Origin of the sequence: Colwellia maritima (assembly GCF_022669015.1) — a bacterium.
In the GTDB taxonomy this organism is placed as follows: Bacteria; Pseudomonadota; Gammaproteobacteria; order Enterobacterales; family Alteromonadaceae; genus Colwellia; species Colwellia maritima.
The window spans coordinates 871,681-894,360 of record NZ_JAKKSL010000001.1; the positions used below are offsets into that span (position 1 = coordinate 871,681).

The following is a 22,680-nucleotide window of genomic DNA, read 5'->3' on the forward strand; positions in this document are numbered from 1 at the left end:
CATGACTGACGAAACAAATTTACACTGGTTAGTGCGACCGTCCACAATTCGCAAATTATGGATTGGCGCGAGTGTCATACTCGCCCTCGTGGTATTGGCACAGACGGTAATTTACGTTAAGGGGTATTTTGGTTTTGATGCTTGGTTTGGTTTTGGCGCTGTTTACGGGTTTGTTAGTTGTTTAATTATGGTGTTGGTTGCTAAGTTGTTAGGTCTGGTGTTAAAGCGTCCTGAGAATTATTACGATGAATCGTCACAATCCTTAGGATCATCACAACAACCAAAGCAAGCAGTTACTCCTGAACTTAACAATGACAATAGTGGAGGAGGGCACTAATGGGGTTTGAATTATTTCCGCCCGCGTTTATCTTGTTATTCGCTGCTATATTAATTGGGCTAGTAAAAGGCCACGCGCGCACTGCCGTTTTATTACTAGCTCCGGTATTAACACTTTGGGCTATTTGGCAGATCACTGATGGTGTACACAGTACGGTAGAGTTCCTTACCTATACTCTAGAGCCCATCGAAGGTAGCTCGCTTAGACGCCTATTTGCTACTGTTTTTGCCATTATGGTTTTTGTTGGTGGTCTTTATTCCTATCGAATAGCTAAATGGTATGAACTTGCGGCTGCTTATGCCTATGCTGCAGGTGCTATTGGTGTGTGTTTTTCGGGCGATCTGATTAGCATGTTCGTTTATTGGGAACTAATGGCAATATTTTCTACCGTGGTGGTATTTTGCGGTGGTACTCCAGGCGCAAGGGCAGCAGGAATTCGTTATGCGATAATGCACTTTCTCGGTGGTGTTGTACTAAAAATAGGTATTGTAGGTGTTGTACTTAATACGGGAAGCGTGCAAATTCAACCTATGCTTGCAACCGACTTTAGCACCTGGATGATACTCATTGGTGTGTTAATTAACGCTGCTGCACCGCCTGTATCAGCATGGCTTGCAGATGCCTATCCTGAAGCTACTCCAACAGGTTCAGTTTTTCTATCGGCATTTACCACTAAAACAGCCGTGTTAGCGCTTATATTGTTGTTCCCTGGTGAACCGGTATTGATTGGTCTAGGGTTATTTATGGTGATGTATGGCATCATCTTCGCCTTACTCGAAAATGATGTAAGACGTATTCTTGCTTATTCTGTAGTTAACCAAGTGGGTTTTATGGTGGTTGCTGTTGGAATTGGCACTGAAATGGCGCTTAACGGTGCAACGGCTCATGCTTTCGCTCATATTGTTTACAAAGCCTTATTATTTATGAGTGCCGGTGTTGTTATTTATCGTACAGGCAAAAACAAATGTATTGAATTAGGCGGATTATTCCGAACTATGCCCATTACTTGCGCCTGCGGTATTATTGGTGCTCTTGCGATTTCTAGTTTTCCACTGACCTCAGGTTTCACAACAAAAAGTATGATCTCACAAGCGGCGGTAGATGGAAACTTAATGTGGGTGTACATGGCATTAACGGCAGCGTCTGCGGGTGTTTTCTTGCATGCGGGGATTAAATTTCCTTGGTTTGTGTTTTTTCAAAAAGATTCAGGTTTACGGCCTAAAGATGCACCATGGAATATGGGTCTGGCGATGATTATTTTTGCCGGTTTATGTCTTTTACTGGGGATTTTTCCTGAGTTGCTTTATAGCCTGCTCCTTACCCTGTAGATTACGTGCCTTATTCAATAGGTAAAGTATTGTTCTATTTGCAGTTACTATTATTCTCAGGTCTTGCTTTCTTTGTGTTATTACCACTAATGAAACGGACTATGACCATAAGTTTAGATACTGACTGGTTGTGGCGACGTGCGGGTTATTCCTTGTACAAAGCACTAGAAAAGGTATTTAGTGCTTTGGCTGAAGTGATTGCTGTGCAAAGAGCGAGTTTACAAAAATTATTGCATAATATAGCGGTTAAATATTTAGGGCAACCGCATACAGCTGATAGTAAAGAACGCGGCATGTTTGCCCGTTCTTGGCCTGTGGGAACGACCGCTTTATGGATTGCCGGGTTACTTTCGGCCTATGTGTTGTTGTACTACCTTTAGGAGTAATGAACGGTCAGCAGGGTATTTGATGCCTTATCCTGCTTTACTGCTTTGATTTTGCCCTTGGGTATAGCGTTTACAACAAAGAACTTCTTTCTTGAAACGCTTTTGGTTAGATTTTGCTTTTAGTGAGTTGAATATACCAAACCAAAGGACAAATTTAATTAGAATAGTTGTGATATTTTCAAGGTAAATAAACGGTTCATTATTACCTCAATTTATATTTATTGTTTGCCACACTTTTTAGTTAGCTCTTTAGTAAAAATATCCATCAACATGGTTAATTCTGTTGTTCGTACATAATTGGGTCTAACGATGAAAGCAATTCTTCTATGCGGTCCTGGTTCATTTAAATGGATTGCACTAAGTTCAGATTCATTGTAAATCAGTTGGTCTAATGCCATTTGTGGAACAAATGTTGTACCAATTTTACCTGCCACCATTTGTATTAATGTGTGTAAGCCGGCGGAATCAAAATCAGATTTTCCTTTATTTCCTTCAAATTGACAAGCCGCATAAACGTGTTCTTTTAGACAATGCCCGTCTTTTAATAGCATTAATTTACCTAACTCTAAATCTGATGTTTTTATTTCTTTAGGTTGCTTTATGGTGTCATCTTTATGGCAGACTAAATAGAAATCTTCTTTCCAAAACTCGAAGCTGATCAAGCCGTCAACTGGGTAAGGTAGAGCGATAATAGCCGCGTCGATTTCTCCTGTTTTCACTTTAGACACTAAAAGGTGTGATTGTTCCTCTATAATTTTCATTTTAAAATGAGGGTGTTTTTCTCTGAGTGCAGGCAATACTTTGGGTAAAAGGTAAGGGCCAATCGTTGGAATTATGCCAATGGTCATTTCACTCGAAAAAGGTTGATTATCCATTTTTGGTATTTTTAATAATACATCGAGTTCAGCATTTATTTTTCTTGCGCTGTCTAAAATTAATTGCCCCTTATGGGTAATTAAAACGTGTTTGGTGTTGCGTTCAAATATAGTGATATCTAGCTGTTTTTCAAACTCATTAATAGCGGTACTCAGTGCCGACTGAGATACATTACAAAGATCGGCTGCTTTTTTAAAATGTAGTGTTTTTTCTACCGCCAAAGCATAGGTTAACTGTTTGAGTGTAATCATATCTTCCATCATTTTTGCTTTTCTCTAACGATAGTTTAAGGCGTTAGTTACTCGTAATTCAACACAAATCATCGGTATATACCTAAACCACCTAAAGATGCTCGTTTCTAATTTCTTCTGAATCCTGTCCCTTAAGGAGATTTGGGTATAAGACTGTTTAATCTATTTTGTTAAAGATCCTTATTCAATAAACGCAATATACTTTTTAATCGAGGGGTATATAATAACTTAATAAATTAGATTTAACTAATTTAATATCTTCTAATGTAATAACTTAAAGAGAGTATTATTATGACTAATGAAACAAATGAAAATAACACTACAATGCAATTTCCAAGATTGAATGAACTTGCCCCCGACTTTACTGCTAATACTACCCATGGCATGAAATCGTTAAATGATTATAAGGGACGTTGGTTAATTTTATTTTCTCACCCTGCTGATTTTACACCTGTTTGTAGTACTGAGTTTATGGCTTTCGCAAATATGTATGAAGAATTTCAAGCTCTGAACTGTGACCTGTTGGGATTATCTATCGACTCAATTTTTTCCCATATTGCTTGGGTTAAGAATATAAAAGATAACTTTGGTGTCGATATTCAGTTTCCAATTATCGACGACCTTTCAATGAAGGTGGCAAATGCTTATGGCATGGTGCAACCCGGTGCTAGTGATACTTCTGCCGTGCGCTCAACATTTTTAATTGACCCTAATGGCATGCTTCGTGCGATGGTTTACTACCCTATGTCGAATGGTCGTTCTATTCCTGAGTTTTTAAGGTTACTTAAAGCAGTACAAACCTCAGATGAAAATGGCGTAGCAACGCCAGAAGGTTGGAAGGTCGGTGACAAAGTTATTGTTCCTCCACCAAAAACGGTAGAAGAAGCCAATGCACGCGCAAGTGAAGGCTTTGAATACACTGACTGGTATTTTAGCACTAAGTCATTATAAGAAAAATGGGCTTTTAACGTCCTTAACGGGCGCTAAAACTACACTCTATATCAATAAAGGAGTACGTCATGACTAAACTTTTTATTAAATGTTTTTTTGATGAAATAACAAATACTGCAACGTATGTAATAGCCGACAGTGCTAAAAAAGAATGTGCAATTATTGATTCTGTGCTCGGTTTTGATCTCTCTTCAGGAGTAACTTCTACTGAGTTAGTTGATGAAGTGATTGATTTTGTCGTAGCAAAGCATTGGACATGCCGCCGGATATTAGAAACTCATGCTCACGCAGATCATATTACCGCTGCCCCATATTTGCAAAAAAAATTAGGCGGAAAAATTGCAATTGGTAAGCATATTGTCGAAGTGCAAAAGATTTTCAAAACCATTTTTAATTTTGAATCTGAGTTTGTTACTGATGGTAAACAATTTGATTTGTTATTAGAAGAAGGGGATGTTATTAATTTAGGTTCGCATGCAATTTCTATCTTGCATACACCAGGTCATACACCAAAGCATGTATTACTTATGTGGTTGATGGCTCTGCATTTGTTGGTGATACATTATTTATGCCTGATTATGGTACTGCTCGTTGTGATTTCCCTGGCGGTAGTGCTGAGCAACTCTATCATTCTATCCAAAAAATTCTAGCATTACCTGATAGCACCCGAATTTTTTTAGGCCATGACTATAAAAGTGATGAAAGAGAAGTGTTTGCTTGGGAAAGCAGTGTTGCAGAGCAAAAGTCTAAAAACATTCACCTTGTTGAGAATGTAACATCTCAAGATTATGTACAATTTAGAAATGAACGCGATGCACACCTGCCAATGCCTAAATTAATCATTCCTTCTGTACAAGTAAATATTAGAGCGGGACATTTTCCTAAAGCCGAAAGTAATGGTATTAGCTATTTAAAGTTACCTATTAATACATTGAAGTAATACCTTATGACTGAACTAATTCTTATTTCAATCGCGGCTATTATTATTGGCTTGAGTTTAGGCTTATTAGGCTCTGGCGGTGCTATTTTAACTGTCCCAAGCGTTAACCTATATTGTTGGGCAGAATGAGAAGCTTGCTATTGCTAGCTCGCTTGCCATTGTTGGATTAATTGCGTTGACGGGTGCAATAAAATACCAACTTAATAATAAAATTCAATGGGATACTGCTTGGCAGTTTGGTTTGCCAAGTATGTTGGCAAGTTATACTTCTGCCGGATTTTCTGTCTACTTAACAGGAACTCAACAAATAATTTTATTTGCCATTATTATGCTTGTAGCTGCACTTTCTATGTTCAAACATAAAATTAATGTAGTTGAAAATGCGGGCGAAACCACCTTTTCATTTAAATTAGTGTTAGCAGGTTTAGCTGTTGGTGCTATTAGTGGATTAGTTGGGGTAGGTGGAGGTTTTCTGATTATACCTGCCTTGCTTGCTTTTACGTCAATAAGTATGACAAATGCGGTAGCAACAAGTTTGGTGATAATAACGTTACAGTCTTTAACTGGCTTTATTAACTATTATGCTCTTGCTGAGGCACAAAACTTAATTTTTGATTGGAAGATCATTGCAATCGTAGCGGGTGTTGGCTCACTCAGTAGTCTTTTAGGAGAACGAGTTTCCACAAAGTTTTCTCAACAAAAGCTCAAAAGAATTTTTGCTGTATTCCTACTCATTATGAGCTTGTTTATTTTAATAAAATCAAACATTTCCTTTTTACTGCAATAATACGGGGAAGCACCATGCAATTACATAAATTAAATGAAGATTTATATATTTCAGATCAAATAGAACTAGCAGACATTCCGTTACTTAAAGCTATCGGAATTAAAACTATTGTAAATAATCGCCCTGATGGTGAAACGGTTGCGCAGCCAAACTCACAAGATATTTTGGTCGCTGCCCAAAAACTTGGTATTGATTATGACTATTTACCTATTACGCCAGGCTGCTATCCTGCAAGTTTAATTGATAAGTTCCTTACGCTTCTTACTATTAAAAAAAGGCCTATGGTAGCATTTTGCCGTACTGGAAACCGTAGTGTGAGTTTATGGGCACTTAGCCAGTCACAAAAATATGGCCGAGATTATGTTGTTGCTAAAGCGAAAAGTATTGGGTATGACATTTAAAAAATTAATGATAAAGAAGGCGTGTGATTTCTTAGTTATTGTTAATATAAGTCATCACTTCAGCAAAGCACTAAGGCATTTTATTTTGTAATCAAAACGTCACAAATGTAGGATTACAATGAGCTCAACTTATTAACTGAGTCTAGGCAAAATGCCAGTGTGTGACCACTTACCAAATTCTTCAAAAAAATTCGGAAGCTTTTCAGATTACCTTAACGATGAAATCATCGAATTACTGCCTGAATATGAAAGTATCTCGACACTAATACAGCAAGGTCAAGGGTTCATGCAGGCAGAGGTTCACGCTGTTCTTGACGCAAAAGTGAGTAAGCACAAAACACATAAACTGCCCTTAGTGGGTTTGTCTTTTGGTAGTACGAATATTAATGCACCTGCAATTACTTTTATTGGTGGTATTCACGGTATTGAGCGCATTGGTAGTCAGGTAATTTTAAGTTATCTGCATACGCTAGTGTCGCGTGCTAAGTGGGACAACAACTTTATGCGCTCGCTAAGCCATATTCGTTTTAATTTTTTACCTGTGATGAACCCTGTTGGTATGCTACTGGGTACACGTTCAAACGGTAATGGGGTTGATTTAATGCGAAACTCCCCTATTGATGCACAAGAAAAAGTACCGTGGTTTGTTGGGGGACAACAATTGAGTCGTCATTTGCCTTGGTATCGAGGCAATGGGAGTCTTGAGCATGAAAATCAATTATTGGTGGATTTTCTTAAGCAAGAATGTCTGCATCGACCCTTTAATTTAGTGCTAGATTGCCATTCAGGTTTTGGTTTTCGAGATCGGTTGTGGATCCCCTATGCCTATCGTAAAAGGCCACCGCGCACAGTCGCTAATTATTTTGCTTTATATCAGTTGTGGCAACAAACGTATCCTCATAATAATTATGTTTTTGAACCGCAGTCTCGCCATTATACTACTCATGGAGATTTATGGGATCACGTTGGCAAAATAGTTAAGCATGAGTTTAATAACCCTTTTTTATCGTTAACCTTAGAGATGGGATCGTGGAATTGGGTTAAAAAAAGCCCGAAACAAATGTTTTCATATCAAGGATTATTCAATCCTAATGTTGAGCATCGTTGGTCTAGAGTTCAGCGTAGTCACTTGGTTTTATTTGATTTTATGACGCAAGCGGTTTCCAATTATGCAAATTGGTTACCTACAAATCAAACAAAAAGTGATATGCGTAAAGCGGCGGTTAAACAATGGTATCGAGCAACATGAGTCGACATTGGTTATTACTAAGAGGCCTTGGACGTGATCATCGTCATTGGGGAGCATTTATAGCAAAGTTTAAACACGCTTTTCCTGATGATAAGGTGAGCGTTTTAGATACCTGTGGAAATGGCGATTTTGCGACACTTAACAGCCCACTTCTTATTGCTGAGTATACAGATCATTGTCGCCTTGAGTTAGGTGAAAAACCAGAAGAATTGTTAGCTAATATTCATTTAGTCGCTTTATCATTAGGTGGCATGATTGCACTCGATTGGGCGCATCGATTTCCACAAGAAATAAGTTCAATCACCCTGATTAATACTAGCGCTGCTAACCTGACACCATGGTATAAGCGAATTAATTTGGTTGCTGTAGCCAAATCGCTTTTAGTTATCATGAGCAAAGGCAGTGACGAAGCCATTGAAAAAGAAATTTTGCAGCTCACCTCAAATAAACAACAATATGCTGACACCTTAGTTCATTGGACCGAATACCGACGTGTTCAACGTACAAGTCTTTTTAATCTAATCCGTCAGTTAATCGCCGCATCACGTTTTAAAGTGAAATCTTTAGCTAACATTACGCCATTGGTGTTAACTAGTAGAAAAGATCGTCTGGTAAATAATATAGCCAGTCAGCATATACATCATTATTTGGGGGGAACCTTAATTGAGCATTCAAGTGTCGGTCATGATCTCCCTCTAGATGATGGAAGTTGGGTGATAAGCAAAATTAAGCAGTATCTAGCCTTGTCATAAAGCTGTCACTTAAACGTCAAATATTAGCCATATAGATAAGTTACATTACTGAAATAGACAGTTTATCTATTGATGGCGGACTTAATATGTTTAATGTTGATCAAGTTGTTTCTGAAAATCTACCCCAAATGCACCCACAGTCTTTGGTGGGTAAAAGCTTTAGAAATATTTTACGTTATCTATTACATGAAAAAGCATTACTGAACATTGAAAAGCAATATCCCTTTGCTAAAGGGGTAGATTATGCTGAGGCTATGCTTGACCACTTTGATTTTGGCTATTGTGTTAGCGATAAAGATAGAGAGAAAATTCCTGCAACGGGCCGAGTCGTTATTATTGCTAACCACCCCATTGGTACCTTAGACGGGGCAGCATTGATTAAAATGGTGAGTGAAATAAGACCTGATTTTAAAGTGGTGGCCAACAAGGTTCTTATGGCGGTTAAACCGTTACATTCAATTTTGTTACCCGTTAATAATATGGGTGGAAAAACGGCTAAAAAGAATCTTGAATCGATTTATCAACACCTTAACAATGAAGGGGTTGTGATTATTTTTTGCCGGCGAAGTGTCTCGTATGGGGCCTGGCCGGGATTCGTGATGGTAGTTGGCATAAGGGCTTTCTCAGTTTTGCTACCGCCACTAAATCTCCTATTTTACCTGTATATATGGATGCACGTAATTCAGCACTTTTTTACGCCATATCAGCTGTATATAAACCATTGTCGACATTGCTTTTGATAAAAGAAATGTTTAAACAAGCACATAAACGTATGAACATCAAAATAGGAGATGTGATCCCTTTTGAACATTATGATTCGTTAGATGTGCCAGGGCAAAGCAAGGTTAAATTATTCAAAAAGCATTTGTATAATATTGCGCGTAACAAAGCTGAAATTCTAAAAACTGAAAAAGCGATTGCTCATCCAGAAAATCGTGCTGAACTCAAAGCGGCCATTAGCCAATGTGAAATGCTTGGTACTACTAGCGATGGTAAAGCAATCATCTTGTATCGTCAGCAAGATAGTTCACCTATCATGCGTGAAATCGGGCGGTTAAGAGAGGTTGCTTTTCGTTTAGTTGGTGAAGGAACGGGAAAACGTCGTGACATTGATGGTTATGATCAGGATTATTTACACCTAGTGTTATGGGATGATAAAGATTTAGAGATTGTTGGTGCATATCGTTTTGGTGAAACCCAAAAACTGATTGATAACCCACAATCGCAAGGACTATATACCAAGACTTTATTTGATTATCAGCCCAGTATGGAGCCAATATTTGTTCAAGGGTTAGAACTGGGGAGAAGTTTTGTTCAGCCTCGATACTGGGGGAAACGAAGTTTAGAATACTTGTGGGTTGGTATTGGCGCTTTTGTTGCAAAAAATCCTCAATACCGTTATTTGTTTGGTCCTGTCAGTATTAGTAATGCCTTGCCGACAGCAACAAAAAATTTGCTTATTGATTATTACCAACACTATTTTTTTGATAACAAAATGTTAGCAAAGGCAAAAACACCATTTCAGTTAGATGATCTTGAAGCAGATCAGCTAAGCTCAGCATTTGAAGGGAATGATAAAGAAAAAGACTTCACTACCATGAAGCACCTACTGGCTAATGTGGGTGTGAGTGTGCCAACATTATATAAACAGTATTCAGGGTTATGCGAAGAGGGTGGTGTGAGTTTTTCAGCATTTAATATCGACCCTGACTTTAACGACTGTGTTGATGGTTTGGTGGTGGTTGATCTTGACAAATTACTACCGAAAAAGCGCCAACGTTATATTGATATTCATAAAAAATAGTTTTTTGTTACATTATTAGCGTAACTATTGGTTGATTAGTTTTCACCTGTGTTCAAGCAATAGTATAATAATCACAATTTAACTAACGTAATTACAGGTAATTATGAAATATTCTTTATTAGGAAGTAGCGATTTATCGGTTTCTGAAGTTTGCTTGGGAAGCATGACGTGGGGTTTACAAAATAATCAAGAAGAGGCCAATCAACAAATTGATTATGCACTATCACAAGATATAAATTTTATTGATACGGCTGAAATTTATGCTATCCCTCCTACACCTGATACTTACGGAAAAACTGAAACAATTATTGGCAATTGGCTCGCTAATAAGCCTAGTAAACGAAAAGATATTGTGTTGGCAAGTAAAATATCTGGCCCAGGATTACCTTGGGTAAGAGAGGGCAGCTCGATATCAGGTAAAAATATTGAACTTGCTGTTAATGAATCATTAAAACGTTTGCAAACTGATTATATTGATTTATTTCAATTACATTGGCCAAATCGTGGTTTTCCGCATTTCGGTAAACATTGGCCGAACGAAGTGGACTTTACACAAACAACTACGGCCCATGAAGTTGAAAATATGCTTGATATTCTGCAAGGTTTATCGCGCTGTGTCGAAGCAGGAAAAATAAGGTATTGTGGTTTATCAGACGATACCCCGTGGGGTATTAATACCTATTTAAAACTGAGCGAGCAATATGATTTACCACGCATTGTGTCGATTCAAAACGAATTTAACTTACTCCACCCGCAAGATGCACCTTATTTAATTGAAAACTGTATTAGAGAAAATATTGCCTATCTGCCTTGGTCACCGCTTGCAACGGGTATATTGTCGGGTAAATATTTAAACAATGCTTTACCTAAGGGTAGCCGATGGACATTTGAACAAAGAAACGGCATCTTTAGAAATACCCCTTCAACACATAAGGCAACCGCAGCCTATGTTGATATTGCCAAGCAGTATAATATTACTCCTTCACAATTGGCATTAGCATGGTGTAAGCAAATTCATGGCGTAACCTCTACCATTATTGGCGCAACAAGCATGGTTCAGTTACAAGAAAATATAAAAGGATTTAACCTTGAGCTCAGTGCAGCAGCATTAAGTGATATAGATAAGGTATTACGAGAATATCCTGCACCGTATTAATATTAAGTATTAGGTATTGCGAATTAGAAAGTTATCAATTTTTTCAACTAGAGGGAACTTTTTGGTTTGTGAGTACTCTTATTATATGAACATGTTATTTCCCTAGTGTTTTATGTTTTATAATGCGTTTACTTGGTTTCAAGTAAACGCTTTTTTTTTGCCTGAATTACTTTACCGTTAATTTTACATCTTGCTCTCGTAATAGATAAAGCGCAAAACATGCTGCCCACATAGGCCAAGCAGCAAAAAATAATAAATTATTAAAGCCATCAATATATTGATTGTATGATGACAAGGTAGACAAACCATGCATTATAAAAATTAAGCCATAAGTAAAACGTTTTTTAATACCCGCCATAAATGCTACAACTAACAGTAACTGCAAAGCCCCTAATACATAAGCGACTATATCGGATGAACCGCTAATACCATAAAAATGTTCAAAAATACGAGCACTGTGACCAGGGTTAACAAATTTATCGAGTGTCCACATAATCATCACAATAAAAACGCCTAAACGCAGCGAAAAAAGCGACCATTGTAGGCGGTTTTGAAAGTCATCATTGGTTGTGCTTGTCATAAAGTTTCCTTAAAAAATTAAATTAGTAAAAGAGTAATCAGCTAAACAAGACCGCCCAAACGCAAATTAATTTTTATAAATTTTAGTTTATTCGCAAATAACCCATAAAATTGATTCATTTTGATTAAATGAAAGTTTTTTTACTTCCTTATGGTCTTTACCCCCATGAAAAATTTAATCAGAGCGAGAGCCTTTTGAAACAAACAGTGTTGGCGTTGTCTATAGCAACGTTATTGAGTTTATCCATGCAATTGTACGCAGATGAAGCAAGTAGCGATTTGGATCAAAGTTCGATAGAGCGTGTTGAAATTATTGGGCAAAAAATAAATTCCCAAGGCCTGTCAGTAAAAGATGCATTAATCGATGGGCCTTTTGGTGATAATTTAGCATTACAAGATATTGCCCGTTCTGTTACGCCTATTTCGAGTGAATTAATAGAGCAGCTCAACATAACAACCTTGCAAGATGTATTGGCTGTAAGTCCAAATACTTATTCAGCCGACGGTTTTGGTGCGCCAAGTTTACCCACTATCCGTGGCCAGTTAGGCGAATTATTTCAAGACGGAACACGACGTCAAGCAGGTAATAATGGTTTTGGTGTGCCTTTGTCATTTAACTCGGTAGAGCAAATTGATGTCGTAAAAGGTGCGCCACCTGTGTTGTTCGGTTCAAGCCAACGTAATGGCGGCTTTGTCAATTTACATTCTAAATCGGCTTCAACAGATGAAAGCAAAGGAAAAGTTAATTTATCGGCAGGTCGTTGGGACCAATACCGTGCGTTAGTTGATTACACTGCGCCAATAGTCAATGATGAAATTGGCTTTAGAGTCAGTGTTGAACACATTGATAATGGTAGCTATTATGATTTTTCAAGTACGCAGAGTGACAGTTTATTTGCGGCTTTGCGTATATTGCCAGATGATAAAAGCAGCGGGATCTTAACGCAGAATTATACCATGTTGAATTTACCGACAATGCAGGGATCAATCGACCAACCCAAGCATTAATAGATAATGGTTTATACATTACGGGTCAAGGCGTGCAAGTAAATGGCAGCACAGTGCCGGCGAGCCGGCTCAATTGTGTCACCAACAGGGCTTGTTGAGATTGATCGCAGCACGGTGTTGACTGACCCAGATAATCTAAACGAAGCCACAACGTATTTACTGCATAGTATTTATAAGCGCGAACTTTCGCCTAAAACGTCAATTAAAAACATTACTTATTTTCAACATTTACAACGCGAAGAAATTGCGCAAAACAGTTTTGTTGAAATAATTGATGGAGCAGATACCGCACAAAACCGTATTGAGCTAACTCATCTGTGGAATAACGACCAAGAAACTATTTTTGCCTTTGACGTGCGCTATAATAAAGTTTTAGGCTATAGCCAATTTACCACAGAGGCTGATTTACCTATTGATTTAACCGGCCCTCTTTCAAATCGACGCATTCCGCTTACAGCTGAACAACAAGTACGTTTAGTAGAGCTTCGTCCTGGTGTATTTGTCTCTCCTGGTGGTCAGTATGATATTAACAATGATGGTAGCGGTGATTTTAATTTATCCGACACAACTGATTCACGCTCGTGGCAAACAGGTTTTGCAATGCAACACGACTCAGATTGGACAAGCGACCTGCACACGAGTATTGGTTATCGTATAGATTTTTATGATGTAGAAGCACATGATCCTATCGCACCACAGGGGCAGATTTCAGCAAGTGACAGTATTAATGAAACGTTACATTCAGGTCAAATTAGCTTCAATTATAAGTTGAATAATGATGTCACTACATACGGAGCAGCGAGTTATAACGAAGCAACCTCTAACAGTATGGCAGGTGGAACAACTCTTGGTTCCGACAACACTATTAGTGCACAAAACTTTGCTACTGAAAATACACTTGTTGAACTTGGCGTAAAGTATGCTCCAAACGACAGCAATTGGTACGCCGATGGCGCTTTGTTTAGTCAGCGCCGTAGTTTAAGAAATCGTGATGGCAGTAATACGGGTATACGTACTACTGGTTTTGAAAGCCAAGTGTTTTACGATGCATACCCTTACTGGTTGAGAGTCGGCTACAGCTACATTGATGCGCGTTATGATAATTCTGCTAGCAGCCAAGATTCTGCTCAAGTAGCAGATGCCTTTGACGATTCGCGCCCAGATATTATTGCCGGGACGAATGTAGGCGCTCCTTCATTTACAGCATTTGCTGCTTCAAATAGGCAAGTGCAAGGCATTCCAGAGCAATCATTTAGTTTTAATGGTAGTTATTCAATTAGTTCGAAATGGCAAGCGGGTTTTTCGGGTCTTTATACCAAGAGTTACCCATTAGATTTTTTAGCAACGGTTAATATACGTGACCAATACACGCTAAACATCAATTCTAGTTATGCTTTTACACCCGCAACCAAGTTACGGTTTGATGTAAATAATATAACCAATCAAAAAAACTGGCGTCCTGTTTTTGAAGGGGGTTACTTTGGTGCCACCTTAGTTTTTCCTGAATTACCAATTAACGCTAAGTTAACGCTTAGCCATTATTTTTAAAAAGCTTTAGAGAGATTTATGATAAAAAAAATAGTTGTATTATTGATTGCAGCAATAGCCGTAGGCTTGTTCTTTCATTTTGACCTGCATCAATTACTGACGCTCGATGGCTTAAAAGGCTCAATGGCGCAATTTAACCAATATAAAGAACAGTCACCATTATTAGTGGTAGGTGGGTTCTTTTTATTGTATGTAGTTGTTACAGCTCTTTCGTTACCTGGTGCTGCAATTCTAACCTTAGCGGCCGGTGCCTTATTTGGTTTAGCACAAGGGTTACTCATCGTCTCATTTGCATCAACCATAGGTGCGACCCTTGCCTTTTTAGTCTCACGTTATTTACTGCGCGATACGATAAAGCAACGTTTTCCTGAGCGTTTAGCTGCGATTGACGCGGGGGTAGAAAAAGAAGGTGGCTTTTACTTATTTACTTTACGTTTAGTGCCTGTGTTCCCGTTCTTTTTAATCAACTTACTTATGGGGGTTACAGCGATAAAGTCGTGGACATTCTACTGGGTAAGCCAAATAGGTATGTTGGCAGGTACTTTTGTATTTGTTAACGCGGGTACACAGCCGGCGCAAATAGAAAGTTTGTCGGGTATTTTATCTATTAACTTAATTTTATCATTTGCTTTATTGGGTATTTTTCCTCTTATTGCTAAAGGAATTTTAAACATGTTTAAAAAAGTCGTGTATACAAAAACTATTCAAAACCCAAAAAATTCGACCGTAATATGATTGTTATTGGTGCAGGTGCAGGTGGTTTAGTTACTAGCTATATCGCTGCCGCGGTAAAAGCAAAAGTTACCTTGATTGAAGCGGGTGAGATGGGCGGCGACTGTTTAAATTACGGTTGTGTACCAAGTAAAGCGATTATTAAAAGTGCAAAAATAGCGGAACAAATTCGACACGGAGAACATTACGGCTTAGAGAACACAACACCACAGTTTTCATTCAAAAAAGTCATGGCACGTGTTCATAAAGTTATTGCAGACGTTGCTCCGCACGACAGTGTTGAACGTTACACAAATTTAGGTGTAGACGTTGTAAAAGGCTACGGTAAGTTAATTGACCCATGGACTGTTGAAATTAAACTCAACGATGGTGGCACGCAAACATTAACCGCACGCACTATTGTTATTGCAACGGGCGCACGTCCATTTGTTCCACCTTTACCCGGTATTGAAGAAACAGGTTATGTAACCAGTGATACCTTATGGAGCAAGTTTGCTGAATTTGACGAAGCCCCTAAAAAACTTGTTGTATTGGGTGGTGGGCCAATTGGTAGCGAATTAGCACAAACTTTTGCTCGTTTAGGTTCAAACGTTACGCAAATTGAAATGGCAGATCGCATCATGATCAAAGAAGATCTTGACGTGTCTACCTTCGCGCATGAAGCATTAAGCGACAGTGGTGTTAACATTTTAACCTCGCATCAAGCATTACGTTGTGAAGCGCGTGACGGTAAAAAGTACATTATTGTTAAACGTCTTGTCGAAGAAAATGGTGAAGAGTTAGCCATAGAATACGATGAGTTATTATGTGCAGTAGGCCGTAGTGCACGTCTTAAAGGTTACGGACTTGAAGCATTAGGTATTGAAACGAACCGTACTATAGTTACCAATGAATACTTAGAAACCTTATACCCTAATATTTTTGCCGCAGGCGATATTGTTGGTCCATACCAATTTACCCATGTGGCAGCGCATCAAGGTTGGTACGCCGCTGTAAACGGCTTATTTGGACACCTTAAAAAGTTTAAAGTTGATTATCGTGTTATTCCGTGGACAACTTTTATTGACCCAGAAGTGGCGCGTGTAGGACTTAACGAACAAGAAGCGAAAGACCAAGGTATTGATTTTGAAATTACCCGTTTTGAGTTTGAAGAACTTGATCGTGCTATTACCGATAGTGCAACTAAAGGTTTTATTAAAGTCATTACACCGAAAGGTAAAGATAAAATATTAGGGGTTACGGTCGTGTCTGAGCACGCGGGCGACTTAATTGCTGAGTTTGTTTTAGCCATGAAACACGGTTTAGGTTTAAACAAAATCTTAGGCACTATTCATAGTTACCCAACATGGGCTGAAGGCAACAAGTATGCCGCAGGCGAGTGGAAACGAGCTCATGCACCCGAAACTGTATTAAATTGGCTTGAAAAATACCACACATGGCGTCGAGGTTAATATGTTTAAACTTTCTTTTAAAACAATCTTACTAAGTTCTACCTTACTTGCGGCATCGTTTGTTAGTTATGCTGAAAACATGCATAGTGCATGGAATAAGTTAGTAAATCAAAACGTCGTCGCTATTAATAATGGCCACAGCACGGCAGTAAACTATGTTGCTATGCAGGCGCAACACAGCGAATTAACAACGTATTTAAAGATGTTGTCAGCCGTAAGCCAAAATGAATTTGACGGTTCGGGAAAAACAAAACAACTGGCTTTTTTAATTAACGCTTATAACGCATGGACAGTGGAGCTGATTGTCACTAACCTTTCTGAAGACGGTTCAGGTCTTAAATCAATAAAAGATTTAGGGGGCTTTTTTAGCTCACCATGGAGTAAAAAATTTATTCCATTATTAGGTGAAACACTTAGCTTAGACAATATAGAGCATGACTTAATTCGTGGCGCGATTGATGACAAGAGTGAGTCAAAGTACAACGACCCACGTATTCATTTTGCAGTAAACTGTGCCAGTATTGGTTGTCCTGCACTTCGTGCAGAGGCGTATACTGCGGCACAGTTAGAAAGCCAATTAGAAGATCAAACTATTCGTTTTTTGTCTGATACAACACGTAATATAGCTGAAGGTAATTTATTAAGTGTATCGTCAATATTCAAATGGTATGGCGATGATTTTGAAAAAACGTTTAGAAATGGGCATACTTTACAGCAGTTTTTTCTACAATATCCAGAGGCGCTTAAGTTAACCGCAACGCAAAAAGAAGCACTTCAAATAGGCGAAATGAAAATTAAATTTTTAGATTACAATTGGAATTTAAATGCCCATCACTAAGTGTTGGAAACTCTTGGCGCAGTATCGTTTTCGTTGCGCCATGTTTTGCATGGCGTTTATCCCCATGATTAGTATCAGTGGTGCGGCTAATGCTGAGCAACAATCGCGTTGGCAAATTATTGAAGAAAAAGCTAAAAATCACTATGTATACTTTAACGCGTGGGGCGGAGACGCACAAATTAATGCCTATATTCAATGGGTTGCTGCGCAGGTTAAATCCAAATACGATATTACCTTAATTCATGTAAAACTAAGTGATACCGGCGAAGCTGTAAGTAGAGTGCTTGCAGAGAAGTCTGCCAATAATAATCAACAAGGTAGTGTTGATTTAATCTGGATAAACGGCGCAAACTTTGCCGCCATGAGTGAGCACGGATTACTTTTAAAGCAGTGGGCAAATAAATTACCTAATTTTGCTTTTACCGACCCGAGTAATAATCCTACCGTTAATTTTGATTTTGGGCTACCAACACAAGGAATGGAAGCACCGTGGGGACAAGCATCACTGACCTTTTATTACGACAGTCTTGCCATTGATGGTTCAGTCAATAACATACTACCCAGAACACTTCAGGAATTATTACGTTGGAGTAGACATAATCCAGGACGCTTTAGTTATCCTAAACCCCCTGATTTTTTAGGCATGAGCTTTTTAAAATACGTATTGGTTGTATTACATCAGCAAAGTGATGAAACAGTTAAAGCGCAATTAAAGCAAACAGCTACAGCCAAAAATACAGCGCAAGTGCTAAACCCATTATGGCATTTTTTAAATAAGCTGCACCCAACACTTTGGCGCAATGGCGAACATTTTATGCAAAGTGGCTCACAAATGCGCCGCTTAATTGATGATACCGAGTTAAGTTTGGCCTTTACTTTTTCAGCACCCAAGCAGTACCTGCTGCGGTTAACCGTTTTGATTTACCTAAAAGTATTCGCAGTTATGCGATGAATGATGGTAGCTTAAGTAACACGCATTTTGTGGCTATTCCTTATAATTCAAGCCATCAACAGGCAGCACAGGTGGTTGCCAACTTTTTACTGAGTCCATTAGCGCAGTCTTATAAACAAAAACCTGATATTTGGGGAGACACAACGGTTTTGATCTCTTCAACTTTATCTCCTGCGCAACAAACTTTATTTAAAAGCGCTAAACAACACCCAAGCGCACTACCGTTTGACAGTATTAAACAAACGTTGAGTGAACCACATCCCAGTTGGGTTAATGCCATTATGCAAGGGTGGCAATCCCGTTATGGGGCAAGGTAATGAGTATATTTGCTAAAAAAGTAGGTGTCTCATCAAATACGATGAACGATAATCTTGATATATTTACTCGTTTTGTTAAATATAGTCCCCATTTTTTATTGGCTATACTCATGCTACCTGTCTGCGGTGGTTTAATGAGTGTTTTGCTACCTGCTTTTGGTTATGCCCCTGCACTTGAGCAAACAACCATTGGATTACAAGGATTTATGGCGCTTTGGCAAACACCTGGTTTAGCCCAAATGATTTTATTAAGTGTTGTCACTGGTTTATTAAGTACATTGTGCGCTTTTGTTATTACGTTATTAATTCTAGGTGCTTTTTTTAACAGTCAGTGGCTCAACCATATTCAACGTTTACTGAGTCCTATTTTAGTTATACCCCATGCAGCTGCGGCGATTGCTGTCGGTTTTTTAATTGCGCCTTCTGGTATGCTTTCAAGGTTATTATCACCTTGGCTTAGCGGTCGGGAATTTGCGCCTGCAGGTATCTTACCGCATGATCCGTACGGTATTAGTATAATTTTAGGATTAACACTAAAAGAGTTACCCTTTTTATTATTAATGGCATTAAGCGTATTAGCACAACCCGAGTTTGGCAAGACTTTGCGTCAACAACATAAAGTAGCCTTAAATTTGGGTTATTGTCCGATGACCGCTTTTTTTAAAGTTATCTTGCCAAGTATTTACCCACTATTACGTTTACCTATTTTAGCCGTGCTTGCTTATGCCAGTGCCAGTGTTGAAATGCCATTGATTTTAGGACCCAATACACCATCAACGCTTGCTGTTGCTATTATGCATTGGTTTAACGATGTTGATTTGAATTTACGACTACAGGCTTCAGCCGGTGCGATATTGCAACTTGCACTAACCAGTGGGCTACTTTTACTATGGCTTATGGGGGAGAAAATAGTAAAAGCATTTTTTTGTGATTCACTGACTAATGGCAAGCGTGATTATGGCGATGTTTTTTGGCAAAAAATCACAACAATACTGACGGTTTGTGTTATTGCTTTTATCTTGCTAGCACTTGTGGGTTTAATGATGTGGTCGGTGGCAGGTTTCTGGCGCTTTCCCGCTTTACTGCCAGAACAGCTTACGTTACTTCATGTTAAAAGTGCTTTAGCACAAATGGGCAATCCGATATTTAACACCCTGTCTATTGGCTTCGTTGCAACGATCTCAGCTATTATTCTGACGTTGTTATGTTTAGAGGCTGAGCAATTAAGCGCTAAGCCGTTATCTAATGTGACTAACTTAATTATATATTTACCGTTGTTGGTACCGAGCATTGCCTTTTTATTTGGTCTTGTATGGGTACAACAACTGATGCATATTCAATCTTCTTTCTTTAATATGGTTTTTTCGCATTTGCTGTTTGTATTACCCTATGTTTTTTTATCACTCGCCAGTAGTTATCGGCGCTTAGACCCAAGGTTTGCGCAAGTTGGTGCAAGTTTAGGGACTACACCGTTTAACGTATTTTTAAAGATAAAACTCCCTCAGTTATTTGCGCCTATTTTAGTCGCAGTGGCATTGGGGTTGGCAATAAGCTTTGGACAATATTTGCCAACGCTTTTAGTCGGAGGAGGTCGTATAACCACGATAACAACTGAAGCCGTTACTTTAGCTAATGGCGCAAGTCGGCGTACGAGTGCTGTTTATGGCATTATGCAGATGGTATTACCTTTGCTTGGTTTTATCTTGGCTTGGATATTACCGAAGTACTTCTTTAAAAGTGCCCACTAGGGCCTGTTGAACTTTGCTGATTATTTAATTCGAACAAAATTTAAACATGAAAGGTCAACAGGCCTTAATGAAACGAATATTGCTAAAGGTATTGAAATGCAACCTTGTTTACAAATAAAAAATTTACAGTTATATCGGCAAAATACGCAGCTACTTAGTTTGAATGAGCAAGTTAATGGTGGTGAAATTCTTACTATTATGGGCCCGTCAGGCAGTGGTAAATCAAGTTTACTCAATTGGATAGCGGGCACATTAACTAAGGATTTTAACGCAACGGGTGAGCTATGGCTGAACGGGCAATCTATTAATAATTTACCTGCACATTTACGTCATATTGGGGTGCTATATCAAGATCCCTTATTATTTTCACACTTATCTGTGAGTGATAATGTTGCCTTTGCTATACCTAAGGAAAAGGCGGGTAAAAAAGAGCGTTTTGAAAAAGTTGAGCAGGCGCTTGAGAGCGTCGGTTTAAAAGGCGTGGGTAATCGCCATCCTGATAACCTTTCTGGTGGGCAACAAGCACGCGTCGCTTTATTACGTATGCTATTAAGCAAGCCTAAAGCAATTTTACTGGATGAACCCTTCAGTAAACTCGATACAGAATTAAGGGTTGCTACTCGCCAATTAGTGTTTAATCTGATTCGAGATCATAAGCTTCCTGCTATTATGGTTAGCCATGATCACAGTGATGCTGATGAGGCAAACGGCAAAGTTATTTCGCTACACTCAGGAGGTAAATAGCATGTTAGATAAATTCATAACTCCGGTTATTAAACCCTTATTAACCCCGCCGATAGTGTTATTGAATAAGCGTGGTGTAACAGCAAATCAACTGACACTCGTGGGATTTTCTATCGGTTTACTTGCTGTACCGTTACTTGCGTTTCAGTACTGGTATGCCGCCCTTGCCGCTATTATTTTAAACCGTGTTATCGATGGGCTTGACGGTGCATTGGCTCGTTACGCTAATAACAGTACAAGTGCAGGTGGGTTTCTTGATATTACCCTCGATTTTTTATTTTATGCGGCTATTCCGTTTGGCTTTATCTTAGCAAACCCTGAACAAAATGCTGTTGCGGGTTCTTTTTTATTGGCTGCGTTTATTGGCACAGGGTCAAGTTTTTTGGCTTTTGCTATCGCCGCAGAAAAATTTAACTTGGAAAAACCACAATTTAAATATAAAAGCTTCTACTACTTAAATGGTTTAACTGAAGGGACTGAAACTATTGCCTTTTTTGTGGCTTTTTGTCTTTGGCCACAATATTTTTCTGCATTGGCGACCGTATTCGCTATTGCCTGTGTAATAACGATTGTAACGCGTATTTATGGTGGCTATCATACGTTAAAACAGCAAGAAGCTAATATATTAACTACTAAAGATGAGATGGTGAAAAATGACTAACGAACTTGGGTGGCGTTTAGGCTGTTTTTTCACTATATTGGTTGTCATGATGTTACTGGAATGGCAACATCCTGCTCGAAAATCTGTCATTAAAAATAGTACACGATGGATTGCCAATTTTGGCCTAGTTATTGTTTCATCCCTTGTTGTTAGATTAACCGTGCCTATTGGTCTTACGGCAGTAGCACTCTATAATCAACAGCACAATATTGGCTTATTTAACCTATTTTTGTTACCTAGCGTTATCGAAATCATCCTAAGTTTGTTTTTACTCGATATCCTTATTTATTGGCAGCATAGGTTGTTTCATAAGGTGCCTTTTTTGTGGCGCTTTCACCGAGTACATCACGCAGATGTACATGTAGATAGCAGCACGGGACTTAGATTTCATCCTATTGAAATAGTGCTTAGTGTTCTGATTAAACTACTTGCTGTCACGGCATTTGGTGTACCTGCTATTGCAGTGCTTATATTTGAAATTACTTTAAACGGTTTGGCATTGTTTAATCATGCCAATATTCGTTTACCCAACGTGATAGAAAAACCACTGCGCTTGATATTAATGACGCAAATATTGCATCGTATTCATCACAGCCAAGTTGTCAGTGAAACTAACTCAAATTATGGTTTTAGTGTCATTTGGTGGGATAAGTTATTTGGTAGTTATAAAGATAAGGCTCAAAAGCGGGATAGTGAATTAGATATCGGGTTAACTGAATACCCTCCAGTAAAGGATAATGCTAAGCTTTGGCGTTTACTTACTATGCCGTTTGAAAATAAATAAAGCTCAAAAAGCATTCCTCTTGGGAAATACGTTGACCATTTAATGCTTTTAATGCTTTTAATGTGTAATATTATAATACACATATGGATATGCTAGGTAG

General features: G+C 38.6%; 20 protein-coding genes and 4 pseudogenes. 22 read left to right on the top strand and 2 right to left on the bottom strand.

Translation table 11 applies throughout. The annotated features are described in order from the left end of the window. The first annotated feature begins 1 nt into the window (after window position 1). The 3 genes from L3081_RS04360 (at window position 2) to L3081_RS04370 (ending at window position 2,045) form a co-directional block, all read left to right on the top strand. Window positions 2-337 carry a hypothetical protein gene (locus L3081_RS04360; RefSeq protein ID WP_242283751.1) on the top strand — a complete coding sequence of 112 codons (336 nt, stop codon included), beginning with the start codon at window positions 2-4 and terminating at the stop codon, window positions 335-337. Then, the gene (locus L3081_RS04365) at window positions 337-1,665 is read left to right on the top strand and encodes a Na(+)/H(+) antiporter subunit D (protein WP_242283752.1); all 1,329 of its coding nucleotides are present in this window, start codon (window positions 337-339) and stop codon (window positions 1,663-1,665) included. The genes L3081_RS04360 and L3081_RS04365 overlap by 1 nt, the downstream gene beginning before the upstream one ends. A gap of 101 nt (window positions 1,666-1,766) precedes the next feature. After that, complete coding sequence (locus tag L3081_RS04370) at window positions 1,767-2,045, top strand: hypothetical protein (RefSeq protein WP_242283754.1); 279 nt, start codon at window positions 1,767-1,769, stop codon at window positions 2,043-2,045. A 224-nt stretch (window positions 2,046-2,269) separates the two neighbouring features. On the opposite strand, the gene L3081_RS04375 is transcribed toward L3081_RS04370, so the two are convergent. Continuing rightward, on the bottom strand, window positions 2,270-3,187 hold the full coding sequence (locus tag L3081_RS04375; RefSeq protein WP_242283756.1) for a hydrogen peroxide-inducible genes activator: 918 nt from the start codon (window positions 3,185-3,187) through the stop codon (window positions 2,270-2,272). 282 nt (window positions 3,188-3,469) lie between these two features. Between L3081_RS04375 and L3081_RS04380 the strand changes: the two genes are divergently transcribed. The 11 genes and pseudogenes from L3081_RS04380 to L3081_RS04415 all read left to right on the top strand — a co-directional run bounded on the left by L3081_RS04380 (window position 3,470) and on the right by L3081_RS04415 (window position 11,218). Continuing rightward, window positions 3,470-4,129 (top strand): peroxiredoxin, encoded by a 660-nt coding sequence (locus tag L3081_RS04380; RefSeq protein ID WP_242283758.1) that lies wholly within the window; start codon window positions 3,470-3,472, stop codon window positions 4,127-4,129. A gap of 68 nt (window positions 4,130-4,197) precedes the next feature. After that, window positions 4,198-4,779 (top strand): MBL fold metallo-hydrolase, encoded by a 582-nt coding sequence (locus L3081_RS04385; RefSeq protein ID WP_338027101.1) that lies wholly within the window; start codon window positions 4,198-4,200, stop codon window positions 4,777-4,779. Then, window positions 4,698-5,069 (top strand): hypothetical protein, encoded by a 372-nt coding sequence (locus L3081_RS27925; protein ID WP_338027102.1) that lies wholly within the window; start codon window positions 4,698-4,700, stop codon window positions 5,067-5,069. Before L3081_RS04385 ends, L3081_RS27925 begins: the two co-directional genes overlap by 82 nt. A 6-nt stretch (window positions 5,070-5,075) precedes the next feature. Next, window positions 5,076-5,198, top strand: coding sequence for a hypothetical protein (locus L3081_RS26390; RefSeq protein ID WP_274620329.1), 123 nt, complete (start codon window positions 5,076-5,078; stop codon window positions 5,196-5,198). Window positions 5,199-5,226: 28 nt separating this feature from the next. Beyond that, window positions 5,227-5,856 carry a sulfite exporter TauE/SafE family protein gene (locus tag L3081_RS04390; protein ID WP_242285544.1) on the top strand — a complete coding sequence of 210 codons (630 nt, stop codon included), beginning with the start codon at window positions 5,227-5,229 and terminating at the stop codon, window positions 5,854-5,856. Between the two features lie 14 nt (window positions 5,857-5,870). Continuing rightward, entirely contained in the window at window positions 5,871-6,257 is a 387-nt protein-coding gene (locus L3081_RS04395) for a protein tyrosine phosphatase family protein (protein WP_242283760.1), read from the top strand. A gap of 151 nt (window positions 6,258-6,408) precedes the next feature. Further along, a complete protein-coding gene (locus tag L3081_RS04400; protein WP_242283761.1) occupies window positions 6,409-7,506 on the top strand; it encodes a M14 family zinc carboxypeptidase in 1,098 nt (365 codons plus the stop codon). Further along, window positions 7,503-8,258: an alpha/beta fold hydrolase gene (locus L3081_RS04405; protein ID WP_242283763.1), complete on the top strand. Its 756-nt coding sequence runs from the start codon at window positions 7,503-7,505 to the stop codon at window positions 8,256-8,258. The genes L3081_RS04400 and L3081_RS04405 overlap by 4 nt, the downstream gene beginning before the upstream one ends. 128 nt (window positions 8,259-8,386) lie before the next feature. Then, a pseudogene (locus L3081_RS29340) lies at window positions 8,387-8,698 on the top strand (GNAT family N-acetyltransferase); the annotation flags it as partial. Window positions 8,699-8,814: 116 nt separating this feature from the next. Further along, entirely contained in the window at window positions 8,815-10,062 is a 1,248-nt protein-coding gene (olsF, locus tag L3081_RS27935; protein ID WP_476728545.1) for a bifunctional ornithine lipid synthase OlsF, read from the top strand. Between the two features lie 103 nt (window positions 10,063-10,165). Next, complete coding sequence (locus L3081_RS04415) at window positions 10,166-11,218, top strand: aldo/keto reductase (protein WP_242283765.1); 1,053 nt, start codon at window positions 10,166-10,168, stop codon at window positions 11,216-11,218. 166 nt (window positions 11,219-11,384) lie between these two features. Here L3081_RS04415 and L3081_RS04420 read toward each other — a convergent pair whose 3' ends face one another. Further along, a complete protein-coding gene (locus L3081_RS04420; protein ID WP_242283766.1) occupies window positions 11,385-11,798 on the bottom strand; it encodes a hypothetical protein in 414 nt (137 codons plus the stop codon). A 194-nt stretch (window positions 11,799-11,992) separates the two neighbouring features. Here L3081_RS04420 and L3081_RS04425 point away from each other — a divergent pair. From L3081_RS04425 to L3081_RS04460, 8 genes and pseudogenes are all read left to right on the top strand, one after another. Then, window positions 11,993-14,353: pseudogene (locus L3081_RS04425) on the top strand (TonB-dependent receptor). A gap of 18 nt (window positions 14,354-14,371) precedes the next feature. Next, window positions 14,372-16,536: pseudogene (locus L3081_RS04430) on the top strand (FAD-dependent oxidoreductase). A gap of 1 nt (window position 16,537) precedes the next feature. After that, on the top strand, window positions 16,538-17,374 hold the full coding sequence (locus L3081_RS04435; RefSeq protein WP_242283767.1) for a DUF547 domain-containing protein: 837 nt from the start codon (window positions 16,538-16,540) through the stop codon (window positions 17,372-17,374). Further along, a pseudogene (locus L3081_RS04440) lies at window positions 17,361-18,643 on the top strand (ABC transporter substrate-binding protein). Before L3081_RS04435 ends, L3081_RS04440 begins: the two are co-directional and overlap by 14 nt. Window positions 18,644-18,684: 41 nt before the next feature. Continuing rightward, window positions 18,685-20,391, top strand: a complete 1,707-nt coding sequence (locus L3081_RS04445) for an ABC transporter permease (RefSeq protein WP_420839715.1) — start codon at window positions 18,685-18,687, stop codon at window positions 20,389-20,391. A gap of 96 nt (window positions 20,392-20,487) precedes the next feature. Beyond that, on the top strand, window positions 20,488-21,135 hold the full coding sequence (locus tag L3081_RS04450) for an ATP-binding cassette domain-containing protein (RefSeq protein ID WP_242285547.1): 648 nt from the start codon (window positions 20,488-20,490) through the stop codon (window positions 21,133-21,135). Window position 21,136: 1 nt separating this feature from the next. Further along, window positions 21,137-21,796, top strand: a complete 660-nt coding sequence (locus L3081_RS04455; protein ID WP_242283771.1) for a CDP-alcohol phosphatidyltransferase family protein — start codon at window positions 21,137-21,139, stop codon at window positions 21,794-21,796. Further along, window positions 21,789-22,580, top strand: coding sequence for a sterol desaturase family protein (locus tag L3081_RS04460; protein WP_242283773.1), 792 nt, complete (start codon window positions 21,789-21,791; stop codon window positions 22,578-22,580). The genes L3081_RS04455 and L3081_RS04460 overlap by 8 nt, the downstream gene beginning before the upstream one ends. Window positions 22,581-22,680: the final 100 nt, after the last annotated feature.

Coding starts and splice junctions, on each gene's coding strand:
- L3081_RS04460 (WP_242283773.1), top strand. CDS start 21,789: ATGACTAACGAACTTGGGTGGCGTTTAGGCTGTTTTTTCACTATATTG.
- L3081_RS04375 (WP_242283756.1), bottom strand. CDS start 3,187: ATGGAAGATATGATTACACTCAAACAGTTAACCTATGCTTTGGCGGTA.
- L3081_RS04450 (WP_242285547.1), top strand. CDS start 20,488: ATGCAACCTTGTTTACAAATAAAAAATTTACAGTTATATCGGCAAAAT.
- L3081_RS04400 (WP_242283761.1), top strand. CDS start 6,409: ATGCCAGTGTGTGACCACTTACCAAATTCTTCAAAAAAATTCGGAAGC.
- L3081_RS04420 (WP_242283766.1), bottom strand. CDS start 11,798: ATGACAAGCACAACCAATGATGACTTTCAAAACCGCCTACAATGGTCG.
- L3081_RS04445 (WP_420839715.1), top strand. CDS start 18,685: ATGAACGATAATCTTGATATATTTACTCGTTTTGTTAAATATAGTCCC.
- L3081_RS04385 (WP_338027101.1), top strand. CDS start 4,198: ATGACTAAACTTTTTATTAAATGTTTTTTTGATGAAATAACAAATACT.
- L3081_RS04365 (WP_242283752.1), top strand. CDS start 337: ATGGGGTTTGAATTATTTCCGCCCGCGTTTATCTTGTTATTCGCTGCT.
- L3081_RS04360 (WP_242283751.1), top strand. CDS start 2: ATGACTGACGAAACAAATTTACACTGGTTAGTGCGACCGTCCACAATT.
- L3081_RS04415 (WP_242283765.1), top strand. CDS start 10,166: ATGAAATATTCTTTATTAGGAAGTAGCGATTTATCGGTTTCTGAAGTT.
- L3081_RS04380 (WP_242283758.1), top strand. CDS start 3,470: ATGACTAATGAAACAAATGAAAATAACACTACAATGCAATTTCCAAGA.
- L3081_RS04435 (WP_242283767.1), top strand. CDS start 16,538: ATGTTTAAACTTTCTTTTAAAACAATCTTACTAAGTTCTACCTTACTT.
- L3081_RS27925 (WP_338027102.1), top strand. CDS start 4,698: ATGCCTGATTATGGTACTGCTCGTTGTGATTTCCCTGGCGGTAGTGCT.
- L3081_RS04395 (WP_242283760.1), top strand. CDS start 5,871: ATGCAATTACATAAATTAAATGAAGATTTATATATTTCAGATCAAATA.
- L3081_RS04370 (WP_242283754.1), top strand. CDS start 1,767: ATGACCATAAGTTTAGATACTGACTGGTTGTGGCGACGTGCGGGTTAT.
- L3081_RS04455 (WP_242283771.1), top strand. CDS start 21,137: ATGTTAGATAAATTCATAACTCCGGTTATTAAACCCTTATTAACCCCG.
- L3081_RS04405 (WP_242283763.1), top strand. CDS start 7,503: ATGAGTCGACATTGGTTATTACTAAGAGGCCTTGGACGTGATCATCGT.
- L3081_RS26390 (WP_274620329.1), top strand. CDS start 5,076: ATGACTGAACTAATTCTTATTTCAATCGCGGCTATTATTATTGGCTTG.